At 54.5% G+C, this 1,394-nt stretch carries 1 protein-coding gene; it reads right to left on the reverse strand.

Features of this window, described 5'->3' with window-relative positions; translation table 11 throughout:
- Nucleotides 1-23: 23 nt before the first annotated feature.
- Nucleotides 24-1,097, reverse strand: coding sequence for an IS110 family RNA-guided transposase (locus MUN85_RS12485; protein WP_092562727.1), 1,074 nt, complete (start codon nt 1,095-1,097; stop codon nt 24-26).
- Nucleotides 1,098-1,394 lie beyond the last annotated feature (297 nt).

A 1,394-nucleotide genomic window follows, 5' to 3' on the forward strand; every position in this document is an offset into this window, starting at 1 on the left:
CTCCGCGGACGCCCTTCTAAGTGTCAAGCAGCAATCTGCGTCTGGTTGATGACCGCGGTGCGAGCTTTCAGAGTGTAAAACATTTCTCGTGCGAGATACCGTTTCACACATCTGAGGGCCTCCATCTTCGAGTGCCCCTCGGAGAGTTTCTTCGCAACATACTCTTGTGTTCTCGGGTCGGTTCGAAGTCTGCCGATTGCGATGATATGCAGAGCAGAGTTTGCTTGCCGGTCACCACCCCTGTTGAGCCGATGCCGGTGGGTCTTTCCCGATGATGCTGGGATCGGGCTCACTCCACACAGTGCTGCGAAAGCGGCTTCTGAGGTGAGCCGTTCTGGGTTATCACCGGCGGTGATCAACAGTTGTGCTGCGGATTCATACCCTACTGCTGGTTTGTTGATGAGGTCTGGGGCGAGATGATCGACAATGTTTTTGATCATGACATCCAGATCAGCGATCTCATCAGTGAGCTCAAGATACCGCCTCGCAAGGGTCTTCAAAGCGATCTTGTAAGCACCAGAAACATCACGATATCTCGTGAGGTCAGGCCGCCACGCAGCAAGCGTTCGAACCAGTTTCATACGGGTAAGGTTTCGAAGCTGATCACGAAGCTCGTCTGGCGCTGACACAATGTTCATGCGAATCATTTGCAGAGCGACACGCCTGGCCGCAACCGCTGTTTTCCGTGATACTTTCAGCACCCGCAAAGACTCGACGAGCCCGTCACGGGTTTTCGGTGTCACGGCGCGCACCCGGGCATAGGCTGCGTGAGCAGCGTTCTCAGCATCGAGGGTGTCGTCTTTGCCTTTGCGCCGTCGGAGGGCTTGGTCTGGGCCAGTGACTTCGAGTACTTCGATATCTTGTGCGTGGAGGTAGCGCAACAGGCCTGCCCCATAGGTGCCGGTGCATTCCACACCGATACGAGCGATTTGACCGAATGAGCGTAACCATTGCACGAGCTGTTTATACCCGTGCCGGGTTGTTGGGAAACTCTCCGTCCCGATCACCCGGTCGTGTTCGTCAACAACTGCTGCGACGTGTAATTCCTTATGTGTATCAACCCCACCGACGACAGCGTTGGGAAGATGAGTAGCCATGATATTCCTCCGATCGATATTTATTTGGGTTGCTTTCGTATCGACCGGTAACCTGGACAAGACAGTAAAGAGAAAAGGTGTTCAGGCCCTTCTTGAGTCACATGGTCACGGCGAGGCGAAAGCCTCGCCGTGAGTGTTCTCGAATGGTCGACAGGTCCGAGGAAAGACACGCTGGTCGATCAGAATGTGAGTCAGAACCTTTCGGAAGCACTCACGGCACCTGACCGGCTGTTCTGGGTCGATCGCTGTGTGGGTCAAACCATTCAAGAAGACCAGGCACCTCTATTCTTACTGTCG

Origin of the sequence: Bowdeniella massiliensis, assembly GCF_023634005.1 — a bacterium.
Taxonomy (GTDB): domain Bacteria; phylum Actinomycetota; class Actinomycetes; order Actinomycetales; family Actinomycetaceae; genus Bowdeniella; species Bowdeniella massiliensis.

What these genes read in the sequence shown, in the direction of transcription:
- MUN85_RS12485 (WP_092562727.1), bottom strand. Translation starts at nt 1,097, where the DNA reads ATGGCTACTCATCTTCCCAACGCTGTCGTCGGTGGGGTTGATACACAT.